5 protein-coding genes and 2 pseudogenes are annotated in these 6,269 nt (G+C 57.9%); 5 read left to right on the top strand and 2 right to left on the bottom strand.

The window, feature by feature from the left end; translation table 11 throughout:
- Positions 1 to 2 precede the first annotated feature (2 nt).
- A complete protein-coding gene (locus EOD29_RS29575; RefSeq protein ID WP_127248688.1) occupies positions 3 to 125 on the top strand; it encodes an exopolysaccharide production repressor protein in 123 nt (40 codons plus the stop codon).
- 597 nt (positions 126 to 722) lie between these two features.
- Here EOD29_RS29575 and EOD29_RS29570 read toward each other — a convergent pair.
- The gene (locus EOD29_RS29570; RefSeq protein ID WP_127248687.1) at positions 723 to 2,525 is read right to left on the bottom strand and encodes an ABC transporter ATP-binding protein; all 1,803 of its coding nucleotides are present in this window, start codon (positions 2,523 to 2,525) and stop codon (positions 723 to 725) included.
- 641 nt (positions 2,526 to 3,166) lie between these two features.
- On the opposite strand from EOD29_RS29570, the gene EOD29_RS37470 reads away from it, so the two are divergent.
- Both EOD29_RS37470 and EOD29_RS29565 read left to right on the top strand, forming a co-directional pair.
- Complete coding sequence (locus tag EOD29_RS37470; protein ID WP_245475477.1) at positions 3,167 to 3,490, top strand: autoinducer binding domain-containing protein; 324 nt, start codon at positions 3,167 to 3,169, stop codon at positions 3,488 to 3,490.
- Complete coding sequence (locus tag EOD29_RS29565; protein WP_245475476.1) at positions 3,376 to 3,915, top strand: LuxR C-terminal-related transcriptional regulator; 540 nt, start codon at positions 3,376 to 3,378, stop codon at positions 3,913 to 3,915. The genes EOD29_RS37470 and EOD29_RS29565 overlap by 115 nt, the downstream gene beginning before the upstream one ends.
- A gap of 21 nt (positions 3,916 to 3,936) precedes the next feature.
- Here EOD29_RS29565 and EOD29_RS29560 read toward each other — a convergent pair.
- Positions 3,937 to 4,130 (bottom strand): annotated as a pseudogene (locus tag EOD29_RS29560) (transposase); the annotation flags it as partial.
- 301 nt (positions 4,131 to 4,431) lie between these two features.
- Here EOD29_RS29560 and EOD29_RS29555 point away from each other — a divergent pair.
- Both EOD29_RS29555 and EOD29_RS29550 read left to right on the top strand, forming a co-directional pair.
- A pseudogene (locus EOD29_RS29555) lies at positions 4,432 to 4,535 on the top strand (aminocyclopropane-1-carboxylate deaminase/D-cysteine desulfhydrase family protein); the annotation flags it as partial.
- A 227-nt stretch (positions 4,536 to 4,762) separates the two neighbouring features.
- Positions 4,763 to 5,605: a radical SAM/SPASM domain-containing protein gene (locus EOD29_RS29550; protein ID WP_127248686.1), complete on the top strand. Its 843-nt coding sequence runs from the start codon at positions 4,763 to 4,765 to the stop codon at positions 5,603 to 5,605.
- Positions 5,606 to 6,269: the final 664 nt, after the last annotated feature.

The raw sequence follows: 6,269 nt of genomic DNA, 5'->3' as shown, positions 1-6,269 counted from the left end.
CGATGGTTTACTTCGCTTTGGATTCGATCCGTGTGGCAGTCGTCACGACGCTGGCCTGTTCGCTGCTGCTTCAGGCCTGCTATTTCGGCTGCGTGCTCTTTTTCGCGGACGTCGATGATCTGTAGAACTGTTCATTCGCTCCGCAGAGGGCCGGCGAATCCAATCTCTTCCTAAGCCCGTTGGCCGTAATCGAAAGACACGGGGCCGGCGAGTTCGTGCTCAGCTGCCACTGTGCTAGCAAGGGAACGGAATCCAATCCCGGAGCAGATGGCCAGAGTTGAGCGAAGACTGCGGTCGGAGCTCCTGCGCTTCCGGGTCTCCAAGGGGACGACTTTGCGAACCGAAGGGACTTTGAACCGTTGACGTGGCCAGCGTGCGGTAGGTTGGGCCAGCGACAGGGATCCCGGCCGGCCGGGAAGCACCGCCCTCTCAATGTGCGTTGACTTCGCTTCCTTTGGCGAAATGTGGGTAACGGCGAGGGCCGCACTCTTCCCGGGCCGTCGACATTCCCGCCCTTTTGGTGCGTGCGCCGTTAGGCGCGACAATTCGGTGCCCGCGTGTAACTGCGCGCATTCGCCGAAGCTTAGACGTGGTGCATTCCCGCTCGCCCGTTTGGCGGACAGTTCCGGCCGTGCTGGTTTTGCCGCCTAACGCCCGCCGCTCGTCACTGCCACACCCCTCTCCGGCAACGGCTCGGCGCATCGCGCAAGCCGGTTTAGCGATCAGGCCAGGCCCTTCGCGAGTTCCAACGCCTGCCGTTCGAAGAGGCGGCGGTAAATGCCACCATCGAGATTGATCAGGGCGGCATGATCGCCGTCCTCCATGATGCGGCCACGGTCGAAGACGAGCAGCCGATCGAGCGAGCGGACCGTCGACAGCCGGTGTGCGATGACGAGTGTGGTTCGGCCCACCATCAACCGATCCACCGCTTGTTGAATGAGCACCTCGGATTCCGAATCGAGGCTCGATGTGGCCTCGTCCAGAATAAGGATCGGCGCGTTCGCGAGGAAGGCGCGCGCGATCGCCACGCGCTGGCGCTCGCCGCCGGAGAGCTTCAAACCCCTTTCGCCGACCAATGTCCCATAGCCCTTCGGCAGGGGCGCGATGAATTCGTGGGCACTTGCCAGTCGTGCCGCTTGCTCGATCTCGGCCTGGCTCGCGCCAGGCCGGCCATAGGCGATGTTCTCGGCAAGCGACCTGTGAAACAGGATCGGCTCCTGCTGCACGATCGCGATCTGCGAACGAAGGGACTCTTGGGTCACCTCCGAGACGTCCTGACCGTCTATCAGGATCCGGCCGCCGCTCAGGTCGTAGAGTCTCTGGATCAGCTTCACGAATGTTGTCTTGCCGGAACCGGAGGGTCCAACCAACCCAACCCTTTCGCCAGCTTCAATCGACAGCGAACATTCGCTATAGAGCGGCAGGGGATGGTTGGCGTAGCGGAAGTGGGCGTTCTCGAAATCGATACGGCCGTTCGTGATCCGGATCGGCTTGGCCTCTGGACGATCGGCAACATCCACCTGCTGATTGTGGATGGCCACCAGTTCTTCCATATCATTAACCGAGTGCTGCACGTTGCGGACATGCATGCCGGCATCACGCAGATAGCCCTGCAGGACGATGAAGGACGTGAGAACATATGCTATCTCGCCCGGCGTTGCCTGTCCATGCGACCACAGAAGCAGGGCATATCCGACCACCGCCACCCTGAGCGCAACCAAAGTTACGCCTTGGGTTGAGCCGATGATCGTTCCGCGCACCCAGCTCCGGCGCGCGCGGTGCCGCCATTTCGTCATGATATTTGCAAGCCGCTCGTCTTCGCGAACCTCTGCGCCGAAGCCCTTGACCACAGCGTTGCAACTGACCGCGTCCGCAAGCGCGCCGCTGAGCCTTGTGTCCCATCGGTTGGCAAGGCTCGCCGCTGGCGCGACATAGCCGAGCGACAGCGAAATCGAAAACGCAAGGTAGACGAGAGAGCCGCAAGCAAAGATCACGCCCATGACCGGCCAGTGCCAGCCGAGCAGCACCGTCGAGCCGATCAAGATGACAAACGACGGGAGCAGCGTGACGAGTATCGTGCTGTTGAGGAGGTCGAGCGCCCACATGCCGCGCGTTATCTTGCGCACTGTCGAGCCGGCGAAGCTGTTTGCATGCCAGTCTGTCGAAAAGCGCTGCACATGATGGAACGCTTCGGTCGCGACGTCGGAAATCATTTTCAACACCAGGTCGCTCAGGCCAATGAAGGCGACGTGGCGCATGGCAATGCCACCGAGTGCCAATGCAATCGGTACAGAGAAGGCTGCAAGGGCCGAATGCCAGGCTGGTGCTGCCACAGCAGCGCCACCTGCAACAGCATCGATGAGACGACCTGAATAGACCGGCATCAGCACGTCAGCCAGCGTGGAGGCAAGCATCGCAGCCGTGATGATCGCGAGCCGCACCGGCTGCCGGCTCCAGTGGCGGACAGTGAAGGCGAGTACGTCGCGACCAGTGGCGCCGCGTCCATGGACGGGGAAACGTTTCATAGTTTCCAAGCGGGCGCATCAACACGCTCGGTCCCAAAGACGTTAAAAGACAAAACTGGAATTTTCGGCCTCCCCCATAACAGCATCAATTTTGGCGGGCAGCTCCTGCCGCCTCACGACGGTGATGTTCAAAAGTCGTGCCAACTGAGCGGGAACATCCGAAGGACAAATTCAGCAGGTTACCGAGCCTGGAGAAAGTCAGCCGCCATCCAGTCGAATACGATTGCTACGGCTGCCCAACTCGGGAGATTGGAAAAGAAGGTCGATGTATCGATTGAATTTTGAACTTGTTCTTGCCTCGATCAAATAAGTACAGTTGCAATGCAGCTTTCTCAGGCCCGGGACTTAGGTGCTGATTTCAAAAGCGCGCCGCGAATACTTTCCTGCCCATATTCCGTCAATCGAATGCTCGACTGTCGGATTGTGCGCTCCCCGACACAGTGCTGTTCGGTTCGCCTCCTGGGTACCTCCCCCAGTCGATTGAGGACCTGAAGAAGAAGCTTCGCTCGCAAGCTGGCACGACTCTTGAGGGTACTCCAGGTGGCGGAAGGAACTCCGGCTCGAGTCCCGTTGACTTCGGATGTTGCGAGGCTGGGTTGGAGCAAACTGTGCACCAATGAGAACGCAATGAAGGAGACATCATGGAACTCCCGCGGATTGCGGTGGAGTTAGACCTATTCCTCGAGATGACTGATGATATCGCTCAATCCGAACAGTTGTTCGAACTGTTGTCTGCGTTTGCGCTGAATTTCGATTGCCCGTGGATTGCCTATGGGCCGCTCGCATCAGAACAGAGGGTTTTCAAGCCGAACCGAGAGGATTCTGTGGTGATGTGGAATTATCCTGCTGAATGGCAGGAGCGCTACTCGAGAATGGGCTATGCCAAAATAGACCCACTCATCAAGAAAGGTCGAAAGGAGGCGGGGGCCTTTTATGGAGCGAGGTGTATACCGATGAAAGCATAACTGAAGATGGACGCCGCGTCTTGGACGAAGCAGCAACATTCGGCTTGAGGTCAGGCGTTACCCTCCCATTACATGGCCCAGATGACAGCTTTAGTTTTATGAGTTTTGCTCAATCCTCGGACTGCGAATTGCAGAATAGAGCGATCACCTACCTGCAAATGGCCGCGCTGCGGTTTCATCTGATGGTTACGAAGTTCGACACTACGACTGCGTCGGAACAAGTTCATAACCTGTCTCCGAGAGAAATACAGTGCATTGATTTGGTGTCACAAGGAAAATCGTCTTGGGAAATCGGAACTATTTTAGAAATATCACGATATACGGTAGATTTCCATTTAAAAAACGTGATGCGGAAGTTGGATTCGCGCAGCAGAACATTAGCTGCTGTAAAGGCTTTGAAACTTGGGATTATCGAACGGCAGTAGGTGCGCAGCTAGTCTAGTTCTCCGCCCGCAGTAGCGCGACTGATAGCCGAGACGCTCCGGCGTGCGCTCGCTCTTCGAAGCACCCATCGCCTCGTCCATCTCGGCCTCGAGCACCTCCTGCATCACCGCGCGGATCACCTCGTTCAATCCATCCGGGTTCGAAAGCAAAATGTCGTTGACGCTGCTATGGCGGATTTATCTTCAGTCTTGGTCATGGTGGCGTTCCTTCCAGGGAATCGGTGACATTGAACACCACCCTGTCATGACCGCCCAATCTCAGCGAAGCGAACTCAGCATACCATTCCGTATTAAGCGACTGACGCATGAGTGATGTGTGTCCAAAATGTGACAGCCGTCGGAAAACATGTCGGGTTCAAAACAGCGGAGCGTCTTGGGCCTATCGGGCTTTTTGAAGCTATCACGCAGTAACTGCGCGCCAAGGGCACTGGCACGGCCTTTGCTGGTCGAGGTGCGGCAATATAGTGTGAGGGCTAAGCCGCATGAGAAGACGGAACTCGCTCGATGTAAGGGATGATCGACCTCATCCAGAAAGCTTCTCTCCGGCGGGTTCGAGGGTGCTGTGCGCGCATCTCGGCGACGGGCCAGCGATCAACGGTTGAGGCTACATCTCCGGAGCGAGTGATGCGTCGAAAGATGCAATGCTGTCTCTGGTCCGACGCGCTTGAAGTTTTGTGAAGAGTCGGCCCGGCAAATCGGCGAACCGGGCGGCTTAGGCTGCCAAAAAGGGTAGATGGCTGCGTTGCCTCGGTAGATCAGCAGGCGGTGTCAAAAAGCCAAAGGCACACCATCGTGGCGCTTCGCAGGAAGTAGATGGGAGTAATCACCAGTGATTTTGCCGGAACTTCGCTCAGCAAACACAGCCGGCAGGGTTTTGGAGATAACGACGACCACGGGATGCGTCGTAGGATGTTCATATTGTCCCCAGGACAAGTTCACGGTCCGGCAAAGAAAAGCGTCTCATGCGAGTCATCTGGGTCTTGAAGATTTCAAGCGGTGTCTGGCCCGCGTACCGACTTCCGTCGACATTGGTTTTGCGGGATACTCCGAACCTTGGCTCAATCCGGACTGCACCGAAATGGTGGAGCACGCCTTCGCCAAAGGCCATGGCATCAGGATTTTTACGACGCTGGTGGGAATGAACGGGCAGGACCTGCAGCGATTGCAAGCCTTGCGCTTGGGCGTATTCGTGGTCCATGTTTTCGATGACGGCACCTACATGAACAGCCGCCTGGTCGGAGACAAGTATCGCGATCTGGTTCGTCAACTCGTCGACGCGGACATCCCCTTGATCCGATTCGTGGCTTTGGGCGAGCCCCACCCAGATATAGCCGACATTATTCCTGCCGAAGCACTGATAAAAGCGCGGCCGGTGAGCAGTAGGGGTGGAAGCGTCGACCCTAAGATCGTTGCACCACGTCAGCCAGTGGTCGGAGCCCTAACCTGCGTGGACGCACGACAGTATCGGAATGTTCTTCTTCCAAACGGCGACGTTACCCTGTGCTCTATGGATTTTGAACGGCGTCACGTATTGGGCAACCTTCTATATGAGGGTTACTCCGCTCTGTTTGAAAAGCCAGTTTTTCGCGAAATCGTCGACCGCATGAATGGAGCGGATGGTTTTCTGCTTTGCAGGATGTGTGAATTCGCCGACCCAAACGACCGGACCTGAGTGGATGCCGGCCGAGAGGGCGTGCCTGGCAGTGCGGATGGCCCCACGACACATGCACCTGCCCGCGACGCCATCGCATTTTCGCGTGACGCCAGCATGATCCCGTAGGCGCGGCAGTCGGCCTCGAGCATTTCGGAGACGAGCTCGTCGAAAGTGGTCTTCGCCTTCCAACCGAGCTTGTCGGCCTGCCTGCCTTGGGGTAACGCCGATCACAGGTCAACCTCGGTCGGACGGAAATAGCGTTCGTCGATCCCGATCAGCGCTTGATTGCTTACTCACGGCCACCTCGTCAACGCCTTCACCCTCTGGGACGATCTCCTTTTCGACTCGCCTGAAGGCAGCAGCCCCAGCTGCGGCCGGGGATGGTTGCCGTCGCGGTAGTGGACGTTCTCGAAATCGATGCGGCCCTTCGCCAGCACGTCTCCCGGTTGCTTCCGCCTGGCCTACGAACGGGCTTTCCGTCAAGGGCGCCCACGGCGGCCCGCCCTCTTGACCCGGCGGCTCGGGCCAATCATCTCGCGCAAGAGATCGGAATCCGCAGTCTTCTCCAAGAGAGCGCGGCTTTCGCTGTGTCATCGGTCATCAAATAGTTTCTTGAATCAGGTTGGTGTCCGCAGCCCGAGGTTGAACGGCGAATATCGGTGACCGCCGCAAAGCCGCTCGC

The organism is Mesorhizobium sp. M1A.T.Ca.IN.004.03.1.1, from assembly GCF_003997555.1.
Taxonomy (GTDB): Bacteria; Pseudomonadota; Alphaproteobacteria; order Rhizobiales; family Rhizobiaceae; genus Mesorhizobium.
The sequence above is the reverse complement of the archived record's forward strand: the minus strand, read 5'-3'. Positions and strand labels throughout refer to the sequence as shown.

What these genes read in the sequence shown, in the direction of transcription:
- EOD29_RS29565 (WP_245475476.1), top strand. Translation starts at nt 3,376, where the DNA reads ATGGCAGGAGCGCTACTCGAGAATGGGCTATGCCAAAATAGACCCACT.
- EOD29_RS37470 (WP_245475477.1), top strand. Translation starts at nt 3,167, where the DNA reads ATGGAACTCCCGCGGATTGCGGTGGAGTTAGACCTATTCCTCGAGATG.
- EOD29_RS29575 (WP_127248688.1), top strand. Translation starts at nt 3, where the DNA reads ATGGTTTACTTCGCTTTGGATTCGATCCGTGTGGCAGTCGTCACGACG.
- EOD29_RS29570 (WP_127248687.1), bottom strand. Translation starts at nt 2,525, where the DNA reads ATGAAACGTTTCCCCGTCCATGGACGCGGCGCCACTGGTCGCGACGTA.